Genomic DNA, 25628 nt, shown 5'->3' with positions numbered 1-25628 from the left:
GTCGATCACCGCTTCGTCAGCTTGAGTTTTTCACGCACCTGTTCGGGCCCGATGATCTTCGCGCCCATGCCTTCGATCACGGTGACCGCCTTTTCGACGAGCTGCGCATTGGTCGCGAGCATGCCCTTGCCGGCATAAAGATTGTCTTCCAGCCCGACGCGGACATTGCCGCCGGCAAGCACCGCCGCCGCCGGATAAGCGAGCGCGTTACGTCCAATCGAGAAGGCCGAAAACGTCCAGTTCTTCGGCACGTTGTTGACCATCGCCATGAAGGTGTTGAGATCGTCCGGCGCGCCCCACGGAATGCCCATGCAGAGCTGGATCAGTACCGGGTCCTCGATCAGCCCCTCTTCCGCCAACTGCTTGGCAAACCAGAGATGGCCCGTATCGAAAGCCTCGATCTCGGGACGGACGCCGAGCGCCGTCATCTGCCGCGCCATTTCGCGCAGCATCGATGGCGTATTGGTCATTACGTAATCGCCGAGCGAAAAGTTCATCGTGCCGCAATCGAGGGTGCAAATTTCCGGCAGGCATTCGGCCACATGCGCCACACGCTCGGTGGCCCCCGCCATATCCGTGCCGTCGGGATTGACCGGGAATGGTGCCTCGACATTGCCGAACACAAGGTCACCGCCCATGCCGGCCGTCAGGTTAAGCACGACATCGACATCGGCAGACCGGATACGGTCGGTGACTTCCCTGTAGAGTTCAAGGTTACGGGCCGCCGCACCCGTCTCCGGATTACGGACGTGACAGTGAACGACCGCTGCACCTGCCTTCGCTGCATCGATTGCGGACTCTGCAATCTGTTTCGGTGTGATCGGTACGTGCTTCGACTTGCTCACCGTATCGCCGGCGCCGGTCACGGCACAAGTGATGAAGACCTCGCGATTCATCTCGAGCGGCATGCTCCCCTCCTTTGTTCGTGAACTCCATTACGAACTGGAAAAGACAGCGATGCTTTTCACATTCAGCGCTATTCTATACAAAAATGGAAACACCGAAGGTGAATAGATGACCGAACAGCTGAATACGGGCCAACATTTCGACGTCCTCGTGCTGCCGGAGACCAATCTCATCCTGGTCGCCTCGCTCATCGAACCGTTGCGCGCCGCCAATCGGATTACGGGCCGCAACCTCTATCACTGGACGCTCTATTCCCCCGACGGTCAGCAGGTCGAGACGAAATCCGGCATTCCCATTCCCGTATCGGGCATGTTCAAATCCGGCCGCGAAACCGATCCGCTCTTCGTTCTTTCCAGCTACAACTGGAAAAAGGGGGCCACACGCGAGCTGAAAATCCTGCTCTCGCAGACGGCTCGGCACCGCAGGCTGATGGCCGGCATAGAGGCCGGTTCCTTCATTCTCGCCGAGACCAGCCTGCTCGACGGATTTTCCGCAACCACGCATTGGGAGGATTTCGACGATTTCTCGCGCGCCTATCCGCAGGTTAACATGATCCGCGAACGCTTCGTCATCGACGGCAAGCGCATCACCACCGGCGGTTCGCTGCCGACGCTCGACCTGATGCTGGAACTGATCCGCCGCGCTCACGGTTATTCGCTGGCACTCGAAGTGTCGCGGCTGTTCATCTACGAGCAGGAGCGCATCCGCGGGGATCTCCTACAGATGCCTGCCATCGGCAATATGCGCATCGTTGATACGCGCGTGCAGGCAGCTGTAAAGCTGATGGAGGAGACGGTGGAAGCACCGTTTTCACTCGCACGGCTGGCAAAACGATGCGGGGTCAGCGCCCGGCGTCTGCAGGATCTGTTTCACGAAACGATGGGAGTTGCTCCGCACGCCCATTACCTTGCGCTGAGGCTTAATGCGGCCCGGCGCAAGGTGATCGAGACGAAAGGAAGCTTCGCCGAAATCGCCACCGAGACCGGTTTCAATTCGGCCTCCGCCTTTTCCCGCAGCTATCGGACCAGTTACGGGGAAAGCCCGAGCGACACTCGCCGCCGGCTGAAGCTCAAGACCGTGACAGGATAGGCCGGACGAATTATCCCGGCATTGGGCCTACGCACCCTGCCCTATCGGACGTTCTCCTCTTGCCATGCGCTGTTCGATCTCGTCGAGGATGGACAAAAGGTCGGCAACGGTATCGATAATGTAGTCCGGTCGATGCTTGCGAAGGATCACCGAGGCCTTTTCCCGCAACTCATCCTTCTCGGTATTGGTCATCCCGGCAAGCTCTGCGGGCGTAACGCCGGCCTCGTTGCCGCTCAATGATACACCGACCGTCCAGCATCCTGCTTCACGGCCTTCGTCTATACCGACGCCAGTATCATCGACCTTGACAACGGCATTGCCCGGCCAGACATCGAGGTCGAGAAAACACTTGTACATGTTCATCGGCGTCGGCCGCCCATGCGGCAGGTCGCCGGCGCAAACGAGATTGTCGGCCTCGTAGCCCTGAGCCTTGGCGAGCGGCAACACCCGTGCCATGATCGAGCGGGTGTAACCGGTGGTCGAGCCGATCTTGAGCCCGCGCTGGCGCACCGCATTTGCCATCTCAATGGTTCCAGGCACGAGATCGGCATATTGGTCGACGACATCCTCGTTCAGTGGAACGAAGACATCATAGATAGCCTGAATGTCCTCCTGCGTCGGCGCGCGACCATGCGTCGCCTGCCACGCGGCAAGAATCCGCGGTTGCGCCAGCATCGTTTCGATATGATCCCATTTCGGCCGGCCCATCGGTTCCCGGGCTTCAGTGATGGAGACTTCGATACCGAAGCGGGAAAACGCTTCGACGAAAACGCCCATCGGCGCGAAAGATCCGAAATCGATGACCGTGCCTGCCCAATCGAAGACGACTGCTTTGAGATGTCCCATGATATCAGACCTATGCGTAGAGGGAGTTGATGACCTGCTCACCGAGCGCGAAGCCGGTGGACGCACCCGTGCCGCCGGTAACCATGACCAGACGGATATTGTCCGCCGGTTCGTCGATCATCACGACGCGATCGCTCGCTGAAGCGTAACTTCCGCACCACCGGCCGATGATGCGGCGGCCAGGCAGATCAAAGATCTCGTCAAATGCATCCATGATCAGGCCGTCGATGCGATCCTGCGCAAAAGGCTCCTGCACATTGCCGTAGACATGGCTGTCTCCGACAACCAGCGAACCATCAGCGGACTGCACGGCGATCAGGTGAATACCTTCCCGTCGCATCTCGCCACATTCGTCATCCAGTCTGTCGCAGAGCGCCTTCGCTTCCGGCAGATCAGCGAAACCATCATAACGGCCGAAACTCAGGTCAGACATCACGGCTGCACCGAAGTGCGACGGAGCGGCCGGCATGACGCGCAACATCTGGAGCGTGCAGACCCTGAGCTTGTAAGGCGCGATCCGCTCAGGAAAAAGCGTAGAGAAGTCATCGCCGGGGCAGACAATACAAGCCTCGGCTTCGATCATGCCGCGACTGGTCGTGACCTTTGTCCCGTCAATGCTGGTCACAGCCGTATTCCAGTTGAATGCCACACCGTGACGCGTCTCAAGCCACGCGGCAATCTTGGGGATAGCCTCGCGCGATTCCACTCTGAGTTCATGCGGACTGTAAAGCGCGGCCCGCATCCCTTCCCCGCGGATCGAGGGCACATGCTCGCATGCTTCTCGCGGCGACAGCTGGCGGCATTCCGCGCCCATATCTGTCTTCAGAAAGGCGTCAAGGACGGTTTCGGCTTCCTCTCGATAGGCTGGCATTACGAGCCCGCGGTGGATAACCTCGATGTCGGCTTCCTTCGCCACCTCGGCCCAGACGTCCCGAGCTCGGCGGGCGCGTGCCCAGTGATCGCCCTGCTTCTGGCCAGAGATCGTGATAAAACCGAAGTTGCGGATCGAAGCACCGATTGCCTTGGCATTGCGCTCAATGACGACGACCTTCTTGCCTTTTTTCGCTGCGGCCAAAGCAACTGACAGCCCGACAATTCCGGCGCCGACCACCGCGAGATCGAAATTCCTGCTCATCGGCTGCATTCTCCCGCCTGCCTATCCTGTGCCAAGGCTTTAGCGACAGATGGTGACAGTCTTTTTTCATCTATTTCAAGAGCAGACGAAAAATTGCCGTGCATGGCACCGCCATCGGCCAACGTTGCCAAAACTTGGCAATCAGGCCGACGAGAGATCCGAGTTGAAAACGGGCCGATCGCATTGCCCGTGCCGTCTGAAGGGGAATATTCTTGCAAATCAATACTGCGGTGGAGGTATTCGGCCCAATCCGAGCTTTTCCCTGCGCTGCCAACGGATGACCTAACATACTGAAAGCGTTGGGGAGCTGGACTCAAATTAAACGGAATCTCCGCTTTAGTTTCGTCACTGGTCCGTTAACCATAACGCCAAGAAGCGGACACGCGCTGCTAAGCGACGTCGATCCTCCAGACCCGAGCGAATTTTACGCTCAGATAACCCGCAATGTGCAATTCTGCAGGAGAAAACGGGCTTTGGAAAGAGCCGTTGACAGCTGTCAACAGCATTGGTGGCTCCCTATCTGACAAGCACGGCATCGTAGCGCTATCGACGTGAAGCGCTATGGGCGGGATGCCGAGCTAACTTCCGGGATGATTCAGCGCCACAACATTCACTAAGCATCCTCTGGAACCTCACATCCGAGGAAGTGCGATTCGGGGACGTTCCTGGCAAGACCCACGCAAGACTGAGCTTGCCTCGCGAAAGCCTCCCTAAACGCACCTGCTGGCGAAACCTCATTCCGAAAGAGCCTCCCCCGTAGCCACGATCGAACGCCCTCCCCGTCAGCAAATGACCTCGGCCACCCAGCCTCATCAGAGCGAAGAGATAGTGCCCATCGAAGTACCGTGCCCACGACCTCCGTTTACGCAATTCGGAATGGCGCATCGACAACGACCAATCGAGCCAAGACAAGGGCAAAGCCGATCCGTTCAGATCGGATAAAGCCAACACGCACTGCCAGTCAGTAGACACCATCGATCCAAGCTCTCGCGTATCAATCAGTTCCCGCGGCGCAATGATCGATAAGTATAATCCGACTCCCTCAATTCCAAACTCCCGCATCCCGATGAAGAGCTTGGCTTCGTCAAGCCCAAACACTGATACCGTGTTTGTCACAACCGTAGTGGCGTGCGTCTCATACAAATTCGCAAACCTCCGGATCCGCGTCGCTAACCCCGCAACCCGGGCGCCACCATAAGCGCCCCGACACTCAGTAAGCTTAAGCGAGGTCACGCCTAGATAATTGTTGTCGGCATGCAGCCGTATCCCAGTGCGCGAACCCATCGTTGCTGTTGAAAGAAGAGACAAGCGACCTACCAGCTAAACGCAATCTTACGTGAGCTATCGAGGCAGTGAGGAAAAATAGCAAAGTCACGCCCTGAAACCACCCGGAGATTTCCGTCCAGCACCTCACCTTAACCACGCTCCAGGCAGCAACAAAGCTGCTGCGATGCCGCGATTGACCCGCGCGCGATGACCAACCTTCAGCATCAGTTGTTGCCGTCGCAAAGGAGGGACCAATATGCAAACGTCACCTGTGACGAATAACGACGTCCAAACAAGCAGCGCCTCCCCGCTCCGCCACCGCGTCCGACGAATTCCTAGCCCAATCGTATCCATGGCCACCGATGCTCGCCCGGCAGATACCCTGCGATCGATTTCCGACGCCAGCATCCAGAACCTCACCGGTTCAGGAAAGGTAATGTTCAAACTTCGAAGTTGATGATCGGCCACGATTTCGTCAGCGCGCTTCGGTATGCTCGTTGAGTTTCAACACCGTCCTCTCGTCGCCAGCGACACTCAACGAGTTAGGGCAGGGCGAAAAACCTCGACGTTGACAGCTGTCAACATCAGAACGAAGACAAAAGAGCAAGCCCTCTCTGCGCCAACAGCCGCCGTCGCATGTCGGGCAAACTTCATACCTGTTAGACGCCAATCCGGCTTACTTCACTCAAGAAGATCTCACCGTATGCGGCGCCCTCAGACATCCTGTCGACGGCGACCAATTTCCCGTCCGCCTATACCTGGCTTCCCAAGCCACACCTTGCCGGGACACGGCGCCTCCCCAAAAGAGACGATACAGAATGATATGGTTCCGAACCTTCGCAGACGAAAGGTTTCGATCGGCCGCCATCGCGGTGATAGACGCGCGCCGCAATTCACCCGCACCGTCACGCATCCGCCAAGCTTTCGACGAGGATCAGACCATGCGCCAAATCGCATGTGTGCCGACGCTGATCGTCTCGACACCGGCTATTCAAACAGGAGAGCATCAAATGCGCCGGACCGATAGGCCTCACAGCGCCCGCGCTCCGAGGAGGAGGAGGAACCAAAACATCCCTGGCAAACACCGGTAATGGCCCATCGCAACAACAGAATGAGATCGGTTAAAGCCTTGAAGTGCGACATAACGTCGGCATCTCGGCACTAACTCCACCACAATTGCCCAGATCAAAATCCGCAACGCATTGTTATAAAATGGTTATTCGCATCAATGCTCGTCAAATTACCCTGCGTAATTACTGTGATCCGATAAATTCAATTTCGTAAATACCGCTGCTCTGACACAAAACCTCACCGACCAAAGACGGAGGGAAATGACATCCCTTTGAGGCTATTCCGGCGACCTTTGGACAGGCCTCAGCCGGAATGAAGGAGGTAAATGCACCAATTCGAGAATGTTTTATCTGGCAGATCACCAGGCCGAGGCAATCCCTCACCCAGGTGATGATTTTCTCTAGGGAGTGAGAAATATGTTAGCCGTTCTGGGCTTAATAACCATACTTGTTCTGTTGGTCGTTATATTGACCAACAAGCTTTCACCGCTTGTCGCCCTCATCGTTATCCCGATCGTTGCGTCGTTGATCGGGGGCTTCGGCGCAGAGACTGCGACATTCATCGTCGCCGGCGTCAAGAACATCGCTCCGACAGCGGCAATGTTCGTCTTCGCCATCGTGTTCTTCGGCGTGTTGACGGACGCCGGCATGATGGATCCGATCATCGACCGCATCCTCAAGGCTGTCGGGCTGAAGCCGACCCGCATCGTCGTCGGTTCCGCCTTGCTTGCCCTGATCATTCATCTGGACGGCTCAGGCGCGGTTACTTTCCTCGTCACCATCCCGGCCATGCTGCCTTTGTATGACCGGCTGGGAATGCAACGTCGCGTTCTGGCACTCGTTGTGTCCCTCGCGGCTGGTGTAAACTTCCTGCCCTGGACCGGCCCGGTCCTGCGCGCCTCGGCAGCACTCAACGTGCCCGTCTCGCACATCTTCACGCCGCTTTTCGTCGTACAGATCGTCGGCTTGATCTTCACCTTTGCCGTCGCCTGGTACATGGGCAAGCGCGAGGAACGTCGCCTTGGTCTCGGTGGATCGACCATGGTCGCATCGATGGGTGAGGGCGCTTACAAGCGTGAACTCACCCCCGCCGAACAGGAGGTACGCCGCCCTCATCTCTTCTGGGTCAACATTCTGCTGGCTCTCGCGATCCTCGGCACGATGATTTCGGGATATGTAGACGCCGCTCCGATGTTCATGATCGGCACCGTGCTCGCCCTGATGATCAACTATCCGTCCGTGAAGGATCAGAAGGCCCGGGTCGACGCGCATGCGAAGGCCGCCCTGATGATGGCGTCCATCCTTTTCGCAGCCGGCGCCTTTACCGGCATCATGGGCGGCACGGGAATGATCAAGGCCATGGCTGCGGCCGGCGCAACCTATGTGCCCGCAGAGCACGCTCAGGCCATCCCGTTTATCACCGGCATCATCTCCATGCCGCTGAGCCTGCTGTTTGACCCGGACTCCTACTACTTCGGTGTCATGCCAGTCCTCGCCAATGTCTATCACAGCTTCGGCGGTGATCCGATCCATGTGGCGCAGGCCTCGATCCTCGGCCAGATGACCACAGGCTTCCCTGTCAGCCCACTGACACCTGCCACCTTCCTGATCATGGGCCTGACCGGGGTCAGCCTTGGTGAGCATCAGAAGCTGGCCATCCCGTTCCTCTTTGCAGCCACCGTCCTGATGACGATCGTTGCAGTGATCCTGGGCGTATTCCCATCCCCCTTCGGATGAACCCGGCCCAATCTGAACAAGACTTAAGGAGTATGATTATGCGTACCATTCGCATCGGATCCGGCGCCGGCTATTCCGGCGACCGTATCGAACCCGCGGTTGAACTGGCCGAAAGGGGAGAAATCAACTATCTCGTATTTGAATGCTTGGCAGAACGCACGATCGCCATTGCCCAGAAGGCAAAGCTGAACGACCCGACGCAGGGTTATGACCCTCTTCTGGTAGAGCGCATGGAGGCCGTCCTCCCGATCTGCAGGAAGAACGGCGTCAAGATCATCACCAATATGGGGGCCGCCAATCCCCAGGCAGCCGCAGCCAAGACCCGTGAGATCGCCGGCCGACTGGGCCTCGGCCATCTCAAGATCGCCGCCGTCTCCGGCGACGATGTCATCGAAGGATTGAAGACGAGCGACACCAAGATCCTGGAAACCGGCGAGCCGGCAACCAACATGCTCAATGTTCTCGTATCGGCAAATGCCTATGTCGGCGCGGCGCCGATCGTCGAAGCCCTTGCACAGGGTGCCGACGTCATCATCACCGGCCGCGTTGCCGACCCCTCCATGTTCCTCGCTCCGCAGATCCACGAATTCGGCTGGGCTCAGGACGATTGGGACAAGCTCGGAAAGGGAACGGCCGTTGGCCACCTGCTGGAATGCGCAGGTCAGGTGACAGGCGGCTATTATGCCGAACCAGGCCGGAAGGATGTCGAGGGGTTGGCACGCCTTGGCTTCCCGATCGCCGAGGTCTCAGAAGATGGCGCAGCCGTCATCACCAAGGTCGACGGTTCGGGCGGCAAGGTAACCGAACATACCTGCAAGGAGCAGATCCTCTATGAGGTGCACGACCCGTCAACCTATCTGACGCCCGATGTGACGGCCGATTTCTCCAAGATCAGCTTCAAGGAAATCGCACCCAACCGTATCCTCGTCGAAGGTGTCACCGGTCGGGCACGGCCAGAAACGCTCAAGGTCTCAGTCGGTTACGTTGACGGTTATATGGGCGAGGGGCAGATTTCCTATGCCGGACCCGGCGCGCTGGCCCGCGGCCAGCTGGCCCTGGAAATCGTCAGGGAACGGCTCAAGATCACCGGCGTGAAGACGAGCGAGTTGCGCTTCGACCTGATCGGCGTCAACTCGATCCACAAGGATGTCCTCGCGCTGGCTCCAGAGCCGACGGAAGTTCGCCTGCGGGTGGTCGGGCGTTGCGAAAGCATGAAGGAAGCGGTCCGCATCGGCAACGAAGTCGAAACGCTTTATACCAACGGCCCCGCCAGCGGCGGTGGTGCCACCAAATCCGCAAAACAGGTTGTAGCCATGCTGTCTGCGCTCTTCCCGCGCAGCAAGGTCGATCCCATTATCGATTATCTGGAGGCTTAAGTCCATGAAACTTATCGACATTGCCCATTCCCGCACGGGCGACAAGGGCAACATCTCCAACATCTCCGTCATTGTTTACGATCAGAAGGATTACGAGACCGTCCGCGACCATGTCACGGCCGAGCGGGTCAGGGATCACTTCAAGGGCATCGTCTTCGGCGACGTCGTTCGCCATGAAATTCCGGGCCTCGGCGCGCTGAACTTCATCATGCAGGATGCTCTCGGCGGCGGGGTCACGCGATCGCTCGCCCTTGACGCACATGGCAAATGCCTGGCTTCGGCGCTGCTTGCGATGGACGTCCCAACCACGAGGTGAATGACAGGCAGTGCCGGATAAGCCGCACGAGCGGATGTATCCGGCACTGTCCAGGAGGATTTTTCAATGTCCAAAGTAAACAATGTAGAGGTAGCCGTCCGAGAGATACCGGATGGCGCTGTCCTGATGATCGGCGGTTTCATGGGAGCAGGAACGCCCCCCCGCCTGATGGACGAACTGGTCCGGCAAGGCAAAAAGGACCTGACCGTGATCGCCAATGACACCGCCCGCCCCGGGGTCGGCATTGGCAAGCTGATCGACGCCGGTCTGGTCAGGAAAGTCATCGCCAGCCATATCGGCACCAATCCCCAGACTCAAAAGCTGATGATAGCCGGTGAAATCGAGGTTGATCTTGTACCGCAGGGTACGCTTGCCGAACGGGTACGTGCCGGCGGATCGGGCCTTGGCGGGGTATTGACCCCGACAGGCGTCGGAACAACCGCCGCCGACAACAAGCAGACAGTCACCATCGGCGGAGTCGTCTACCTGGTGGAAGAGGCACTCAAGGCAGACTTCGCCCTGATCTGCGCCAGGAGTGCCGACTATTCCGGCAATCTGCGCTATTCGCTGACGTCGCGCAATTTCAACCCGCTCATGGCGCTTGCGGCCGACTTCGTCATCGCGGAACCCGATGAGATCCTGCCGATCGGCTGTATCGAGCCTGATGCCGTCGCAACCCCGCATGTTCTCGTCGACCTCATCATCGCGAAGGGAGCGCAAGCATGAACGAGAAACAGATCATTGCCAAACGTGTCGCCCAGGAACTGAAGCGCGGCGACCTCGTCAATCTGGGCATCGGCCTCCCCACCATGGTCGCCTCCTACCTGCCCACCGATTCCGGTATTTCGTTCCAGTCCGAGAATGGCATCATCGGCATGAGCGCATTGCCCGATCCGGCTTTGGCGGGCGCCAATCTCACCGACGCCGGTGGAATGCCGATCGGCGCATTGCCAGGTGCCTGCGCCTTCGACAGCGCCATGTCCTTTGCCCTCATTCGCGGCGGTCATCTGGATGTCACGGTCCTGGGGGGACTGCAGGTCGATGAAGAAGGTCAGCTCGCCAACTGGATGGTGCCCGGCAAGATGGTGCCGGGCATGGGCGGAGCCATGGACCTCGTTTCCGGTGCCAAGCGCGTTATTGTCGCGATGATTCATACCGCCAAGGGCACACCGAAGATCATCAAGAAGTGCAATCTGCCGCTGACATCGATCCGTCGGGTAGATCTCGTTATCACCGAGATGGCCGTCATCAAGCCGACAGACGACGGCCTCGTGCTGCTGGAAATCGCTCCGCGGGTGACGGTGGAAGAGGTCATAGCGGCAACGGAAGCGCGCCTGATCATCCCGGCAAAGCCCGGTATCATGGACATCGCGGCCTGAGCAAACCCGGCAAGGAACGGGGAGGGGCGCGAGCCTGCGCTTCCTCCGGCCCCGCCGCAATCCAAAAGCCATACACCAACGCGCGGCATCATCTGGCCGTGCCTTCAACCACCACTCGCAGCCTTTCGAAATACGAAGGGCAACGGCAACGTATCGAGAAAAAGTCATGACCAATATCGTAATCGTGTCCGCCGCGCGGACAGCCGTCGGCAAATTCCTCGGCGGGCTGTCAACCTTGCCCGCGCATGAACTCGGCGCAATCGTCATCCGTGAAGTCCTCAAACGTGCCGGCCTCGAAGGCGACGAGGTCTCCGATGTCATCCTCGGCCATGTCCTGAGCGCCGGGCAGGGGCAGAACACCGCCCGGCAGACAGCCGTCGCCGCCGGCATTCCGATGACGGCGACAGCTCTGACAATCAACCAGGTTTGCGGCTCAGGCCTTCGCGCCGTCGCACTTGGTGCACAATCGATCCTCGCCGGCGATACCGATATCGTCGTTGCCGGCGGGCAGGAAAACATGAGCCTCGCACCACATGCGGCTGTCTTGCGCAGCGGCATAAAGATGGGTCCGGCCGAGTTCGTCGACACGATGATCAGGGATGGCCTGTGGGATGCTTTCAACGACTACCACATGGGCATCACGGCCGAAAACGTCGCGGAGAAATATGGTCTCAGCCGCGAAGAACAGGATGCGTTCGCTCTGTCATCCCAGAGCAAAGCAGCATCCGCGATTGCCGGGGGATGCTTCAAAGACGAGATCGTTCCCGTCATCATCAGGAACCGCAAGGGAGATATTGTCGTCGATACTGACGAAAATCCTCGCGCCACGACATCCGAGGCCCTGGCCGGCCTGCGCCCCGCCTTCAAGAAGGATGGCACGGTCACGGCGGGCAATGCGTCGGGCCTTAATGACGGCGCGGCTGCCGTGGTGTTGATGCATGAGGATGAAGCTGCACGGCGCGGCCTGACCCCGCTTGCACGGATCGCATCCTTCGCAACCATGGGCGTCGATGCTGCAATCATGGGTACCGGCCCGATCCCTGCATCACGCAAGGCTCTTGAAAGGGCTGGCTGGAGCGTTGAGGATCTCGATCTGATCGAAGCCAATGAAGCCTTTGCCGCACAGGCCCTGTCGGTCAACAAGGAGATGGGCTGGGATCCGGCCAGGGTCAATGTAAATGGCGGCGCAATCGCCATTGGCCATCCGATCGGTGCATCAGGGGCGCGCGTTCTGGTCACGTTGCTGCATGCGTTGAAGGCCCGTCAACTCAAGAAGGGGATTGCGACGCTCTGCATCGGCGGCGGCATGGGCATCGCCCTCTGCGTCGAACGATTCTAGCTCATAGATCAGCGAACCGATGCAGGGTGTCGGTCAGCTGAAACGGTTCCCGTCTTGTATACGGCTCCTCCTTCCCGTCACTGCAGGACAGTCTCCGGGCAGCTCCACCCCCGAGCTGCCCGGAGTTCTCCCATACCTCTGTTGCCCCACCAATTGCCGTCGATCATGCACGATCGTCGATTTCGCAGCAAAAATGGGTAGTTGACGGCCGCCAGCGGCGAAATATGCGCTGGATCAATGCCGACATGTCGCTCTCTGCCAATTTCAAACTGGGACCTCGTGTAAAGGCACCCGGTCAACCGCCGTTTCCATTCAAGGAGCAGTCCTTCTCCATGACGTCTCCTCCGACATTTCGGCAAATTCGTGCCTTTCTGACGCTCGCACAGCATCTGAAATTCACACGCGCCGCTCAAGAGCTCAATGTCTCGCAACCCACATTGACCGTCCAGATCAACCAGCTTGAGGAACAGCTTGGAATACGGTTGTTCGACCGCAACAAACGTCACGTGGCCTTGACCCCGGCGGGCCGCAATATCCTGCCGCTGATGGAGCGCCTTTCGCTCAATATGGACGAAGTCGTCCTCGCCGCGTCGGATATCAACTACGCCCGCAGGGGCATCGTCAGGGTGGCCGCCCTACCGTCCATCGCATCCGGCCTCCTTCCGCATGCGATAATGGCTTTCCAGCAGCAGAACCCTGGGATCATCGTCAACGTGTGGGATGTGGTCGGCGAAGAAATCATCCGGCTGGTCAAGGCAGAGGATGTCGATTTTGGCATCGGCATGCGCATCAGTTCGGATCGCAGCATCAAGGTCGAGGACTACGTTTCCGACAATCTCTGCGCATTCTTCCCCATCCGCCACGTATTGAACGACGGCCAGCCAATATTGCGCATCAACGACATCATCGCTCATCCCCTTATACTCACGCGAAGAAACAGCAGTGTGCGGGTGCTTTTCGAGCGATCGATGAGCCGCGAGGGATGCGAGATATCCATCGCAATGGAAACAAATTACATGTCGACGGCTCTGAGCATGGTCAGGGCAGGCATAGGTGTTGCCATCCTTCCCCGCTCCGCGACAGAGGCGGGTAATATGGATGGTATCACCTGCAAACCGGTCGAAGCCTCCTGGTTCAGCCGCAGGGTCGGCATTATCAGGAAGTCCGACCGTTCACTGCAGCCCGTTGCGCAGCTTTTCGTCGAGACCCTTCAGCAAATGGCGGATCGCTCCGGCGATGACAAATTCAAATCGGTCCGCAGGTTCGAGTCCTACCGCTACAACCCCGCCTGAACTGCCGACGGCATTCTCACATACCTTATCCCATTGGAAACTCGCGGCCGTGGGGCTTGGCCTTCTCCGCATTCCCGTAGATCCACCCGGTCCTGCCGGTCGGTGGACAGCTCGCTCCCCATCTTGCGCCAAGCGCATAAGGCGCGTTGAATGAAGAAAATTCAGGGGAAGCTTCCGGAAATGTCGAAGACAACATTCACTAATGCCAGATTTGCCGATGGAAGCCTGAATGACATCGATATCGACAATGGTCGCATTGTTGCGATCAGGCCCGCTGCGCCTGATGCGGCAACCGGCAAGACCGTCGATATCGGTGGCGAGCTCCTCCTACCGGGCTTCGTTGAGGGGCATATTCATCTCGATACCAGCTTCTATGGTGGAAAATGGGTACCTCACCGGCCCTGCACCAATGGCTTCGACGTGCATGAGCGTGTCGCCTTCCAGGCCGAGAACATGGCCAAAGCGGAACCGATGGCAGATCGGGCGTGCAGCCAGCTCGACCTCTGCATTGCGCATGGCACCTTGCAGATGCGCAGCCACGTGATGGTAGACGGTTCGGTAGGGCTGAAATCGCTGGAGACGATCCTTGCGGTCAAGGAAAAATATCAGGGCATCATCGATATCCAGCTTGTCGCCTTTCCGCAGAGCGGCATCCTGAAAAGCCACGGCACGGCGGAGCTTCTCGACGAAGCGATCGGCATGGGTGCGGACCTCATCGGAGGGCTTGATCCGGCCAGTTTCGACCGCGACGTCACCGCACATCTCGACGTTGTCTTCAACATTGCCGAAAAGCGGGGCGTCGATGTCGATATCCACCTGCATGACGGCGGCAGCATGGGTGCCTTCACCATCGAAGAGATTTGCACCCGAACAAAGGCACTCGGCATGCAGGACCATGTATCGATCAGCCATGCCTATGGCCTCGGCGACCTCCCGCCTGACCTGGCCCGCAAGATCGCGGCGAAAATTGCCGCCTGCGGCATCTCGATCATGACCAACGCCCCCGGCCATCACGGCTTTCCGCCGGTTGCCCTGCTGCGCAGCGAAGGCGTCAACGTATTTTCCGGCAGCGACAATATCCGCGACAGCTGGTGGCCGTATGGCGATGGAGACATGCTGCGCCGCGCCGAGATCATTGGTTACCGCTCAGGCTTCTTCACCGACGAAGAACTGCAAGCAGCTTTCGACATAGTCACCTCCGCTGGCGCAAAAGCACTGCGCCTTGAAGGTTACGGGATCGAAATCGGCGCAAAGGCCGACTTCGTCGCCGTCAAGGCCGAACATGTGCCCGAAGCCGTTGTCGGCTTCCCCAAAAACCGGAGGGTTTTCAAGGAAGGCATCCTGGTCGCCGAAAACCGCAAGGTTCTTCGGGCCGGCGGCGCTTAGAACCTGGCCTGAAAGCTACGGAATTCTGCAGGTCGAACGGCGGGGCCGGATCAGTTTGCCGCGAGCGCCTTGAGCTTTTCGTAGTTCTCCGTCGATAGCGGAATACCGTCGGTCTCAGCCTTGGCACGGGTGACATGCCGCCGATCACCGGGCAGACGATCCTGTCCGGCTTCCAGCACGAGGTCACAAATGCCGGCAACACGCTCCGCAAATACGTCATTTCCACCACGTTCCGGATCGATGACGACGAAGAACTGTCCGGTAAACGGCGTCTGCGCTCCCTTGTGACCGCTCCAGTCAAACTCGCCGGAAAAATAGCCGCCCGTCAGTGCGGCGCTGAGGATCTCCACCATAAGCGCGATCGAATTGCCTTTATGGCCACCGAACGGCAGCAATGCACCACCGTCCAGAATGGCTTTCGGGTCGTTGGTCGGCTGACCGTCGCGATCGACACCCATGCCCGGCTTCAGGTCATGACCAGCCCGGGCAGCAATCTGCACGTCGCCATGGGCAATCGCGGAGGACGCTTGGTCGAACACAAAGGGAGCAGCCCCGGCGCGAGGCGAGGCAAATGCCACGGGATTGGTGCCGAAAACTGCCTTCTTGCCGCCATGTGGCACGACGCACGCCATGCTGTTGACGACGCTCAGCGCAACGAAACCTTCCTCGGCAAAGGGTTCGACATCGGGCCAGAGCGCGCTGAAATGGTGAGAACGGCGAATGGCGAGAACGGCAACACCGTTCTGCTTGACCTTTTCGATCAACAGAGGCCGGGCCGCAAGAAAGGCTGGCTGCGTGAAGCCACCTTTTGCGTCGACACGCACGAAGGCAGGCCCGACATCCTCGACCTCTGACACCGCCTGACCATCTACCCACCCGCTGTTAAGCGACGAAACGTAACCGGCCATGCGGAATATGCCATGGCTGAGCGAGCCGTCGCGCTCGCATCCAGCGCAGTTTTCAGCCAGAATTCTGGCACTGTGCTGGGACACGCCGTTGGCAACGAAAATGCTTTCAAGCAGAGCGACCAGGTCGGAATAGGCGAGATGGATCATGTTTGTCCCTGACATATAAATTTTCCTGTCGCGCAGGCAGGCCCCTCATGGACCGGCCGGCGCCGCACCTCTGGTCCCGTCTGCATGGCAGCCAAGGGATGCAGTATCACCAGAACGGCGACAAAGGTCTGCGGCGCCTCCAAATGTGGGACGCAGACACGTGCCGTTGTTTTCAGTGGCGAGAAGATAGTCGCAAGTTGCCCGCATTCAACCGGATTTATGTGAAAGATCACAAGAGCTTCGTCTCGGGCCAGCGATGATCGACATTCAAGCTACTTGCCAACAAAAGATCGGAGGCGGGCGCCGCCCAAGGCAAATAGCCGGTTGTTGACTTCGATCGGGGACAAATGCTCCGGCCCTTTTTGCCTGGGCCATTGAGATCAAATATAGGACAATCATAAAAGGCGAGAGCGGGTTTCGCGTCTTCGCGACGAGCCCCTCATCCTGTCGTGTCTGGCCGTCAGGATTGGCCGAGATGAATTCTGGCTTCGAACCCGTCGCTACGGCCATTTGCCGGCGACAACAACACCAACTGCCCATTCATCTGGCCAAGCAACCGGTCGATGATCGAAAGGCCTAATCCTGAGCCAGCGGCCTCGGTCCGGCCACGGCTGAAGCGTTTGCGGATCGAATCGAGCTCGGCATCGGTCATCGGCGCCGCGCCGTTGACGACACGAATCGCTCCGCCGCCGTCAAGGAACACCTCGACAGGGTCCGTTGGCCTGCCATGCACCAGGGCGTTTTCGATCAGGTTACGCAACACGATTGCAAAAGCGTCTTCGCTGAAGGGGCCAATCAGTTGAGCATCCGGCGAACGATGAAGCACGAGCCGCCGCGGCTCGGCCATGCTTCGCCAGAAATCGGTCATCACCATTTCCAGGACCGCACCGAGATCTGCAGGCTTGTCGGTCATCCCGATGCCTGCTTCCGCGCGCGAGAGCTGCAGGAGTTTCTCAGCAAGATGACTGAGACGTGTCAGCGAAGCTTCGATCTGGCCGGCGCGATAACAATTGGCTCCGTCGGTCAGCTCGGCGATCAGCATCTGCGTCTGCGCCAGAGCGCCTGCAATCGGGGTGCGCAACTCGTGCGCACTGTTGGACGTGAATTCGCGTTCGGCATCGAGCGCGGTCCGTAGCCGCGTCATCAGGCGATTGACCGACACGGCAATGGGCTGCAGCTCACGCGGCAGAATGGAGGCGTCGATCGGCTCCATGTTCCCGCCATCCTTCGTCTCGATCTCGCGGCGTAGCTCCCCGACCGGCCTCACCGCCCGCCGCACCACCAGCCAGATCGCGATGACCGTGACCGGGATCAACAGAACCAATGGCAGAAACAGAGCCATCGCGCCTTCCCGCAAGGCTTCCTCGCGGTTTTCGAAAGCATCCGCCACCTGGATGAAGATGGTGCGGGCGTCGTTGGTGGCAGTGTAGAACTGATAGGTCTGGTCCTTCCAGAAGCCTGCCTTCAGTGGCGCTTCGAACGCCTGCTCCGGCGCATCATGCGAACGGATCAACACCCTGCCGGATGGGTCACGCACCTGGTAGGTCAGATATTCATGATCACCGCTGGAACTGCCGGTCTGCAGCTGCTGTGGCGCAGCGCTTGGGACATCATCGACAGCGCCGCCCAACATGCCGCGATGCTCAAGATCATCGACAACCAGTGGCACCAGTCTCTCCGCGGTATCCTGAAGCGTACCGTCGAAGATCTCGGCAAGCTCTTCCTCCATGACAACCAGCCCGAGGCCCACGGCCAGCAGCCAGAGAAAGGTCATCACCAAAGTCAACGACAGGATCAGCCGTCGTGTCATCGACGGACCAGCCGCCCCACCAAAAAGTTTCATTGTTCGCGTCCAAGCCGGTAGCCGACACCGCGCAAAGTGGCGATGTTGTCGCGGCCGAGCTTTTTGCGCAACCGGCTGACATAGACCTCCACCGTATTGCTCTCTATCTCGGAGCCGAAGGCATAGAGCGCCTCCTCGATCTGGGCCTTGGACACGACTGCGCCGGGTCGGGCCGACAATGCATCGAGCACAGCCCATTCGCGACCGGAAAGGGTGACGGTCTCGCCGGCTGCGGTCACCCGCCGGTCGGTGGCGTCGATCTCCAGATCACCGACACGCGTGAGCGAGACTGGCCGGCCACTATAGCGACGGCTTACGGCCAGCATGCGCGCGGTGAGTTCCCCGAGATTGAAAGGTTTTACCAGATAGTCGTCCGCACCGCTGTTCAGCCCTTCGATGCGATCGGAAATCTGGTCATGGGCGGTGAGAATGATGACCGGGGCAGTGACGCCCCTGGCACGAAATTCCTTCAGAAGCGCGATGCCGCTGCCATCGGGCAGACGCAGATCAAGGAGGATCAGGCCATACTGAGTGGTTGCGAGTGCGCTCCGCCCGGTGTCGATGGTCTTCATCCAGTCAACCGCATGATCGCCGCTCGCCACATGGTCGCGCACCGCTTCCCCGAGCGTCACATCATCCTCGATCAGAAGAACCCTCAAACTGCCTGCTCCGTCCCATCCCGATTTTACCTTGTATCCCATGTCTAGCAAAGAATACCGGCAGAATTCGAGAGGGAATGGAGCGGCAATCGTGCTCATGTCGCAATAAGCCGTGATATTATGACAAAAGCCGCCAACAAGCCATTCGCGACAAGCAGACAGAAGACGGCAAAGGAGCCGAGATCCTTAGCATTGCGGCCGGTCTCCGACCATTCAGGCGAGATCCGGTCGACAACTTCCTCGATCGCCGTGTTGAGTGCCTCGATGGCGACGAGGCCGAGCATGAGGACCATCATCATGACATAATCGGACAGCCCGGCGCCAACAACGGCGAAAACCCCGAAAATCACCAGTCCAGCGATGATCTCATGACGAAATGCGGTCTCGCGCAGCAACCTCAGGGCACCGCACAGCGAATAACCGAGTGCTGCCCCGAGGTGCCGACTGCCCGTCACCTTACCGATGGGTCGGCTGGGGGAAGACCCTTCATTGGCTTCGGTAACGGTTCTCCTGACCTTCCCGATCGCGGCACAATCGGAGACGGTCATGAGCTTGCTCCACTCGCCAGCGCTTTCTTGCGGCAGGCCCCGAGAACATCCAGATCGCTGTTGTAGGCCGATGTCTTCACATCCATCATCCCGAGCGCGGTGTGGAACAGATTGTCGTGAGACGCCCCATCACCGGCGCGTTTCGACAGGCAGTCGGCGTCGATTGACGCCTTCATTTCCGAGCCTTGCCAGAGGGCGAAAGGAACATGCGTCTGCTGCGACGGAGCAACGATATAGGGAGCCCCATGTAGGTACAGCCCGTGCTCGCCAAGCGACTCGCCATGGTCAGACATGTAGATCATCGCCGGAGCCATCTTGTCCTCGCGAGCCTTCAATGCATCGATGACAGAGGCCACGATATGGTCCGTATAGAGGATGCTGTTGTCATAGGCGTTGACGATGGTATCGCGGCTGCAGGTGCCGAGTTCGCCGGTGCGACATTCCGGCGTGAAGCGCGCGAATTCAGCCGGATAACGCTGGTAATAGGCCGGTCCGTGGCTGCCGAGCTGATGCAGGACCAACACACTGTCTCCCTTCACCTTCGACAGCCAATCGTCAAGCGCAGCCACCATGCCTTCATCCAGGCATTCGTTGTTCTTGCAGTAGCGCGGATCATTGGCTTCCGAGAAAGATCGGTAGGTCGTGCGGTCGGCGACAGCCTTGCTGCCGGTATTGTTGTCCCACCATTCCGTCTTGACGCCGGCATGTCCGAAAACATCCAGCAGGTTCTCGTTTTCCAGTCCGGCGCGATGAGAATAACCACGCCGCATCAGGTTGGAGAACATGCAGGGCACGGATACTGCCGTCGATGTGCCGCAACTCGAAGTCTCCGGAAAGTAGGTTACATCGCGCTTTCTCAGTTCCGGATTGGTATCGCGGCCATAACCGCCGAATGCAAAGTTTTCAGCGCGCGCCGTTTCTCCCGTTACGATCACCAGTACGCGGGGCTTGCCGGAGGCAATCGGACCCGCAACATGGGCGTCGGTGCCGAGCGGTGCAACCACGATGTTCTTGTCGGCTTCGCTGGCAAACGCGAAAGCAACAGCGCTACCGACCGGCAGAAACGGGTTGAGTGTCAGGATCAGATCCCTATGAAGACGGACCACCGATGCGACACTGCGGGCGCTGCTCACTCCACAGGCGATTGCCACAAGCAGGAGGGGAACGATCGCCGCAAGGTTCCATTTCACCTTACCCAGGAAGCTCCGATGCTCGACCTTGACCCAGCAGATAAGGAGCGAGGGCACCAGTCCGAACAGCGTCATGTGGAGCAGATAGGGCCAAGTGATCAGATGGCCCGCCTCCGACGAGGTCGTCTGAGCCGCATTGCGGATCATGTCGACATCGATGATCGTCCCGAAACCGTCCATGAACCAAGCGGCCGAGGCCGCAGCAAGGATCATCAGAACCAGCACTGGCTTTAGAACATACTTGACCGAAAGCGTGATGGTGAAGGCGGCATACAGACAGGTAAGTCCCAGCGCGAAGGCCGCAAGCGCCAGATGACTGTCGAAATAGGCATAGGCACGGGAAAAGAACGTGTGGTTGGTAAACACGATCAGGTAAACCGCCCCGAGGATCGCAAGCGTAACGCTGCCGAGCCTTGGCCGGCCAAGAAGCCGCATAGGTTGGGAGATGCTATTGATGGACAAGGGGAGGCTCCCGGCAGTTTCTAATGCCGGCGGCATCGCACCCGATCCTGACAGTCACCTGAATGTCATAAATCTCGCCATGCCTGCGAATTGTTCAGCCCGATGTCAGCTTCATGCTCCAATTTCGGAGCGGTCACAGGAGGAGTTGGCATCTCGTGAATTCGTTTAGAACCCGCCCCGGTATGATGTATGTTGCGGCCCTCGTCTTGGTCATCTGCTCAATCCCGCTGATGCGCGAGGCAAAGCGCATGCACACGCTGCAAACCTGGCCGACAGACGCCACCCAGATGCATCGCAGTATGACGGGATAGGCAACGTCAGACGGAGAGGGCTGCCGATCTCGGCTTTTCGGATACGTTCGTCTTGCTGTTCCGTATCTCTCATCCCAGTGCGGTCCCGATCGTGGCGGTATAGACGGCATAGAGCGATCTGGTTGCCGTGATGAACAGACGGTTTCGCCTCGGTCCGCCAAAGGTGACATTGGCAACTGTTTGCGGCACGAGGATCTTGCCAAGCAACTTTCCATCCGGACCGAAACAATGAACGCCATCGCCGGCACTCGTCCAGACATTGCCGTAGACGTCGACACGAAAACCGTCCGGCAGACCCGTGTCGATGGTGCAATATTCCCTGCTGTTTGAGAGCCTGCGGCCTTCCAACACGTCGAAAGCGCGAATATGGCGCGGCCGGCTGGGGTCATGGCTGGAGGATGAATCCGCCACATAGAGGATACGCTCGTCAGGCGAGAAGGCGAGGCCATTCGGCTGGCCGAAATCCGTGACCACCGCCTCCATTTCACCGCTTTGGGGATCGATACGGTAGACATTGCGGGTCGCTTGCTCAGGCTCGGCGCGAAACCCCTCGTAATTCGACATGATCCCGTATGTCGGATCGGTAAACCAGATGCCGCCGTCCGAATGCACCACCACGTCGTTGGGCGAATTCAGCCGCTTGCCTTCAAAACTGTCGGAAAGAACGGTGATCGAGCCGTCGATCTCGGTGCGTGTCACACGCCGGGTGCCGTGCTCGCAGGTGACCAACCGGCCCTGCCGGTCTCTCGTATTGCCGTTGGAGAAGTTGGACGCGCTGCGATAAATGGAAACACCGCCACCTTCGACCCAGCGCAGCATGCGCTCATTGGGATTGTCGCTGAAGATCAGGCAACCTTGGTCGGCAAAATATACCGGTCCTTCCGCCCAGCGGCATTCCGAATAGAGTTCATCCAGCGGGGATGTCGGAACGATGAGAAACCGGAAGCGGTCATCATGGATTTCATAGATGGATGAGGTCTGTGACATGGCATTGTGTCCGGTTGGGTTTATGTCGACGGTCGGCGGCTAACGGAGAGACTGCCGGCCGCCGGCGAGTAGAATGACGGCGATGATGATGAGACCTGTCAGGATCAGGCGGAAACCGGCACCGAACCCATAGGTGTTGAGCATCGAGACGACCAGGAACATGAAGAGTGAGGCGCCCCAGATACCGGGAATGTTGGAGTTTCCGCCGGCGACTGCGGTGCCGCCGATGACGACGACCGCGATCGACATCAGCAGATATTCAGAGCCCATGTTGAGCGCCGCGCCACCGGAGAAGCTGGCAAGCAGATAACCGCAGACGGATGCCAGTACGGCACAGAGCATATAGGTGATGAGCCGCGTTCCATCGACAGGAATGCCGGCCATCCGCGCGGCAAATGTGCTCTGGCCGATGGCCGAGATCCAGCGTCCGTAGATCGACTTTTCCAGAAGGATCCAGGCGATGACGGAAAGCACCAGCGCCACCAGTGCGATGTTGGGAATGCCGAACAGGCCGGAAGTGGCAAAATTCGCAAGCGTCTCCGGCGGCTTGATGCGCAGGCCGCGATTGCTCCAGATCGCCACCGACTGGACGATGAAGCTCATCGACAGCGTGGCGATGATCGGCGGGATGCGAAGCGCCTTGATCAGGATGTAATTGCCGAGCCCGATGACGAGACCGATACCGATCGATGCAAGCAGACCGACGACGATCATGCCGTCCTGCACATCCATCAGCTTCAGCGCCAGCGTGCCGGACAAGGTCATGGTGGCTGGCACCGAAAGGTCGATATTGCCAGGCCCGAGCGTGATGATGAACATCTGGCCGATGCCAACGATAACCGAGAAGGCCGCGAAGGTAAGCGCTGCCTGCGACAATCCGAAGGAACTAGCGCCACCGGTGAAGAGCACGGTGACCACCCAGACGACGATGGTGGCTGCGAAAGACCATAGCCAGGGTTTCGAGACGAGAAGGCGATTGAGCGTCATTGGCTCTTCTCCCGCTTTTCCAGACGGTTGAGGGCAAGGCGCAGCGCCAGGACAACGATCAGAATCGCGCCCTGCGCACCGATCTGCCAGTCGGGCGAAATACGCATGAAGGACAGGAAGGAGCCGGCAAGCGTCAGCGTCAGGGCACCGATGACGGCCCCAATCGGCGACACCTTGCCGCCGACAAACTGGCCACCACCGAGAATGACGCCAGCGATCGACAGAAGCGTGTAGCGCAAAGCGATGTTGGCATCGGCCGAGGTGGTGAGCCCGACGAGAGCAATGCCGGCAAGGACGGCAAAAACGCCGGCAAGCGCATAGGTCGCGGCGCGGAGACCGAGCACCGACCAGCCGGCGCGTTCGACCGAGCGATTATTCCCGCCGACGCCGCGCATCAGCACGCCGAAGGAGGAGCGCATCACGATATAATGGGTGACGGCGGCAATCAGGATGCTGGCAACGATCGCCATCGGCACGAGCGGTGGTTTCGCCGTCATCACCCATCTTGCCCATGTCGGCGCCGTGCCGCCGGGGGAGGGGAGGATGAGGACCGCAAGACCACCCCAGACGAAGCTCATGCCGAGGGTGACGACGATCGACGGCAGATCGCGCATATGGATGACAACCCCGATCACCGCATAGATGGCGATCGCCCCGACAAAGATCAGGATGCCGAGCGTCGGCGACGACTGCAGGAAAGTTGCCGCCACGCAGGCGCAGAAGCTGACGAAGGTCCCCATCGACAGATCAAGGTCGTTGACCGACATGATCAGCATCTGGGCGATGGTCGCGAGCGCGATCGGGACGGCAAGATTGAACAGCAGATTGAGCCCGTTATAACTCATGGCACGCGGCTGCATGTAGAAGACAGCGACGAGCAGCAAGGCGAGCGAGGCAGCGGGGATGATCAGGCGAACGGTGCCGGACGAAATCTTCATGCCGCTTCTCCTTCGCTGAAAGAGGCAGCCAGCACATTCTTTTCGGTGATTTCTGCGCCGACGAGCTCGGCCATGATGGCGCCTTCGCGAAATACATAGACGCGATCGCAGAGGCGGATTTCGTCCATCTCGGTCGAATACCAGATGAAAGTTCGGCCGTTTGCGGCCTCCGATCGGAGGATTTCATAGACCTCCTGCTTGGTGCCGATGTCGACACCGCGCATCGGATCGTCCATCAGCACCGTACTGGCTGTCGTTGCCAGCGCACGAGCGAAAAGCACCTTTTGCTGATTGCCGCCCGATAGCGACAGGATGCGGTTACCCATGTCGGGTGTGCGGATCTCGATCCGCTGCTTCCAGCCGGCGCCAAGCGTCTCTTCCTTGGCGCGGTCGACCATACGATTGGTCGAGAGCTGGCCGAGCGAGGCAATCGACAGGTTTTTGAGGATGCTCCAGAGCGGAAACGTACCGTTCAGGCTGCGGTCGCCGGCAACGAAGGCGACCTCCCGCCGTTTCGTCGGCCACCAATTGCTGTTGCGATTAAGATAAAGGTCGAGCAGTGCCTCTGTCTGGCCGTGACCGCCGAGACCGGCAAGCCCGATCATCTCGCCGCGATGTGCCTGGAATGGCAATCCATGGCCGCGGCGCGGCGGCATGGACAGGACCGGCTCTCCGGTCCGGGTCGCGTTAGCGCGTGAAAATTCTTGCTCGCGCACGACATTGCCCATCGCCTCGACAAGGCTGCGGGTCGAGAATTCGGACGCCGCCCGGTCGGCAACGACACGGCCATCCTTCATCACCACGATGCGGTTGGAGGTGGAGAGGATTTCGCCGAGGATATGCGAGATCAGCAGCACCGAGCCGCCTTCGCCGACTAATTTACGGATATAAGCCATCAACTGCGCCGCCAGCCCTGCATCGAGCGACGATGTCGGCTCGTCGAGGATGACAAGCTTCGGCCGCTTGTCGATGCCGGCAAAGCTGATGGCGATCTCCACCATCTGCCGCTCGGCAATCGAGAGGTCATCGATGGTCGCGTCGCAATCAATCGTGTGGCCGGGAAAGATTTCCTTCAGCTGCGTTTCAACCAGCTTCAAAGCCCGGCCTCGCCACGCCCAACCCTTCAGCTCCGCATGCATGATACGGGCGTTCTCGCCGACCGTGAGGTTGGGGCAGAGCGACAATTCCTGGAAAACGCAGCGCACACCATTGGCGCGGGCAGCGGAAATGCCGTGGGTCTCGCTACCGCCATAGGTGAGCGATCCCTCATGCGGGGTCAGCCCGCCGTTGATGACGTTAACGATTGTGGACTTGCCCGCGCCGTTATGGCCGACCAGTCCGACACATTCGCCGGTATGGATGACGAGGTCTGCGCCATCGAGCGCCTTGACGGCTCCGAATGTCACACGAACGCCGCGCGCGGCAACAACCTCTTGTCGCTTCAAGGTTTCGGTCATGAAATCGCTGTCGGGTTTCTGATCTGGGAATTCATGCCGGGACGCGAGGCGTTG

Annotated in this window: 21 protein-coding genes; 9 read left to right on the top strand and 12 right to left on the bottom strand. The window is 59.1% G+C overall.

The window, feature by feature from the left end:
- Positions 1-5: 5 nt before the first annotated feature.
- Positions 6-908 carry a 3-dehydrocarnitine:acetyl-CoA trimethylamine transferase BcoG gene (bcoG, locus tag AC2GXZ_RS19120; RefSeq protein ID WP_483760773.1) on the bottom strand — a complete coding sequence of 301 codons (903 nt, stop codon included), beginning with the start codon at positions 906-908 and terminating at the stop codon, positions 6-8.
- Positions 909-1014: 106 nt separating this feature from the next.
- On the opposite strand from bcoG, the gene AC2GXZ_RS19115 reads away from it, so the two are divergent.
- Entirely contained in the window at positions 1015-1995 is a 981-nt protein-coding gene (locus AC2GXZ_RS19115) for a GlxA family transcriptional regulator (protein WP_483760772.1), read from the top strand.
- A 27-nt stretch (positions 1996-2022) separates the two neighbouring features.
- On the opposite strand, the gene phnX is transcribed toward AC2GXZ_RS19115, so the two are convergent.
- Together phnX and AC2GXZ_RS19105 are read right to left on the bottom strand one after the other, a co-directional pair.
- Positions 2023-2841: a phosphonoacetaldehyde hydrolase gene (phnX, locus tag AC2GXZ_RS19110; protein ID WP_483760771.1), complete on the bottom strand. Its 819-nt coding sequence runs from the start codon at positions 2839-2841 to the stop codon at positions 2023-2025.
- A gap of 10 nt (positions 2842-2851) precedes the next feature.
- A complete protein-coding gene (locus tag AC2GXZ_RS19105; protein ID WP_483760770.1) occupies positions 2852-3976 on the bottom strand; it encodes a TIGR03364 family FAD-dependent oxidoreductase in 1125 nt (374 codons plus the stop codon).
- Positions 3977-6729: 2753 nt separating this feature from the next.
- Here AC2GXZ_RS19105 and AC2GXZ_RS19100 point away from each other — a divergent pair.
- From AC2GXZ_RS19100 to AC2GXZ_RS19065, 8 genes are all read left to right on the top strand, one after another.
- On the top strand, positions 6730-8049 hold the full coding sequence (locus AC2GXZ_RS19100; protein ID WP_483760769.1) for a CitMHS family transporter: 1320 nt from the start codon (positions 6730-6732) through the stop codon (positions 8047-8049).
- 38 nt (positions 8050-8087) lie between these two features.
- Positions 8088-9425, top strand: a complete 1338-nt coding sequence (locus AC2GXZ_RS19095) for an acyclic terpene utilization AtuA family protein (protein WP_483760768.1) — start codon at positions 8088-8090, stop codon at positions 9423-9425.
- Positions 9426-9429: 4 nt separating this feature from the next.
- Positions 9430-9741 (top strand): AtuA-related protein, encoded by a 312-nt coding sequence (locus AC2GXZ_RS19090; protein ID WP_483760767.1) that lies wholly within the window; start codon positions 9430-9432, stop codon positions 9739-9741.
- A 66-nt stretch (positions 9742-9807) separates the two neighbouring features.
- The gene (locus AC2GXZ_RS19085; protein WP_483760766.1) at positions 9808-10467 is read left to right on the top strand and encodes a CoA transferase subunit A; all 660 of its coding nucleotides are present in this window, start codon (positions 9808-9810) and stop codon (positions 10465-10467) included.
- Positions 10464-11120 (top strand): 3-oxoacid CoA-transferase subunit B, encoded by a 657-nt coding sequence (locus AC2GXZ_RS19080; protein ID WP_483760765.1) that lies wholly within the window; start codon positions 10464-10466, stop codon positions 11118-11120. The genes AC2GXZ_RS19085 and AC2GXZ_RS19080 overlap by 4 nt, the downstream gene beginning before the upstream one ends.
- Before the next feature lie 166 nt (positions 11121-11286).
- Complete coding sequence (locus AC2GXZ_RS19075; protein WP_483760764.1) at positions 11287-12459, top strand: acetyl-CoA C-acetyltransferase; 1173 nt, start codon at positions 11287-11289, stop codon at positions 12457-12459.
- Positions 12460-12791: 332 nt separating this feature from the next.
- Positions 12792-13751 (top strand): LysR family transcriptional regulator, encoded by a 960-nt coding sequence (locus tag AC2GXZ_RS19070; protein WP_483760763.1) that lies wholly within the window; start codon positions 12792-12794, stop codon positions 13749-13751.
- Between the two features lie 180 nt (positions 13752-13931).
- Entirely contained in the window at positions 13932-15137 is a 1206-nt protein-coding gene (locus AC2GXZ_RS19065; RefSeq protein ID WP_483760868.1) for an amidohydrolase family protein, read from the top strand.
- A 50-nt stretch (positions 15138-15187) separates the two neighbouring features.
- Here the strand turns inward: AC2GXZ_RS19065 and AC2GXZ_RS19060 are convergent, their stop codons facing one another.
- The 9 genes from AC2GXZ_RS19060 to AC2GXZ_RS19020 all read right to left on the bottom strand — a co-directional run bounded on the left by AC2GXZ_RS19060 (position 15188) and on the right by AC2GXZ_RS19020 (position 25574).
- The gene (locus tag AC2GXZ_RS19060) at positions 15188-16207 is read right to left on the bottom strand and encodes an Ldh family oxidoreductase (RefSeq protein ID WP_483760762.1); all 1020 of its coding nucleotides are present in this window, start codon (positions 16205-16207) and stop codon (positions 15188-15190) included.
- 445 nt (positions 16208-16652) lie between these two features.
- A complete protein-coding gene (locus AC2GXZ_RS19055) occupies positions 16653-18035 on the bottom strand; it encodes a sensor histidine kinase (protein ID WP_483760761.1) in 1383 nt (460 codons plus the stop codon).
- Positions 18032-18694, bottom strand: coding sequence for a response regulator (locus AC2GXZ_RS19050; RefSeq protein WP_483760760.1), 663 nt, complete (start codon positions 18692-18694; stop codon positions 18032-18034). The genes AC2GXZ_RS19055 and AC2GXZ_RS19050 overlap by 4 nt, the downstream gene beginning before the upstream one ends.
- Before the next feature lie 95 nt (positions 18695-18789).
- On the bottom strand, positions 18790-19242 hold the full coding sequence (locus AC2GXZ_RS19045; RefSeq protein ID WP_483760759.1) for a diacylglycerol kinase: 453 nt from the start codon (positions 19240-19242) through the stop codon (positions 18790-18792).
- Positions 19239-20894: a phosphoethanolamine transferase gene (locus AC2GXZ_RS19040; protein ID WP_483760758.1), complete on the bottom strand. Its 1656-nt coding sequence runs from the start codon at positions 20892-20894 to the stop codon at positions 19239-19241. Before AC2GXZ_RS19040 ends, AC2GXZ_RS19045 begins: the two co-directional genes overlap by 4 nt.
- Positions 20895-21274: 380 nt before the next feature.
- Positions 21275-22192 carry an SMP-30/gluconolactonase/LRE family protein gene (locus AC2GXZ_RS19035; protein ID WP_483760757.1) on the bottom strand — a complete coding sequence of 306 codons (918 nt, stop codon included), beginning with the start codon at positions 22190-22192 and terminating at the stop codon, positions 21275-21277.
- Positions 22193-22231: 39 nt separating this feature from the next.
- Positions 22232-23179, bottom strand: a complete 948-nt coding sequence (locus AC2GXZ_RS19030) for an ABC transporter permease (RefSeq protein WP_483760756.1) — start codon at positions 23177-23179, stop codon at positions 22232-22234.
- A complete protein-coding gene (locus tag AC2GXZ_RS19025; protein WP_483760755.1) occupies positions 23176-24117 on the bottom strand; it encodes an ABC transporter permease in 942 nt (313 codons plus the stop codon). Before AC2GXZ_RS19025 ends, AC2GXZ_RS19030 begins: the two co-directional genes overlap by 4 nt.
- On the bottom strand, positions 24114-25574 hold the full coding sequence (locus AC2GXZ_RS19020) for an ATP-binding cassette domain-containing protein (RefSeq protein WP_483760754.1): 1461 nt from the start codon (positions 25572-25574) through the stop codon (positions 24114-24116). Before AC2GXZ_RS19020 ends, AC2GXZ_RS19025 begins: the two co-directional genes overlap by 4 nt.
- Between the last annotated feature and the right edge of the window lie 54 nt (positions 25575-25628).

The organism is Aliirhizobium sp. YIM B11859 (assembly GCF_057163345.1).
Note: the sequence above shows the minus strand (reverse complement) of the source record. Positions and strands in the feature narration are given on the sequence as shown.